1 protein-coding gene is annotated in these 655 nt (G+C 58.5%); it reads left to right on the top strand.

The window, feature by feature from the left end; genetic code table 11:
- Positions 1 to 145: 145 nt before the first annotated feature.
- Complete coding sequence (locus QN345_RS19660) at positions 146 to 565, top strand: hypothetical protein (protein WP_322189244.1); 420 nt, start codon at positions 146 to 148, stop codon at positions 563 to 565.
- Positions 566 to 655 lie beyond the last annotated feature (90 nt).

Genomic DNA, 655 nt, shown 5'->3' with positions numbered 1-655 from the left:
TTTTCCCAGACCAACAACCCCAGCCCAGGAAATCCGTCGGCGTTTTAAACTTCGCCGTTACTGACCCACGCTCCTAGTATCCCAATTGACCAACGCGACGCGGCAGGCAGGGAGAACGGTGCGAAGAACGACTCGGTTTCTGAGCGTGGTGACCGCAGCCAGCATGTGTTTGCTCTTGCTGACTGGCTGCGTGCCGGGACAATCCATCGACAGCCTGGCCAAACAACCCGAAGCCGCATTGACCTACCCCGGCAGCACCGATGTCCGGATCAACAATGACCCGGGACGGGTTCAATTCGGCCTCGATGGCGGCGACGTGGCCGTCACCGGTATATCCGGGACGACAACCCACACGCAACGCGAGGTCATCGCCTTCTACTCGCGGGCGCTGGCAGCGAACGGCTGGACACAAACCACGGACACTCCCGGTGCCCATACGGAAGCGGGACTGCCATCTCACTGGATCAGTTGGGACAGGACGAAGCTTCATCTCGGCTATCTCGTTGAGGCTTGGACCGAGGGTGCAACCACGAAGTACTACACACAGCTGCGATCGTTTCGGTGATCCGTTGGATTCGGGGTCTGTCAAGTTTTCGGTGTAACTGGGTTTGATTTTTAGTTGTCGCGGATGGAGAGTCGGCCGTTGAAGGTGATG

Source organism: Cryobacterium sp. 10I1 (assembly GCF_035019805.1).
GTDB classification, from domain to species: domain Bacteria; phylum Actinomycetota; class Actinomycetes; order Actinomycetales; family Microbacteriaceae; genus Cryobacterium; species Cryobacterium glucosi.
Note: the sequence above shows the minus strand (reverse complement) of the source record. Positions and strands in the feature narration are given on the sequence as shown.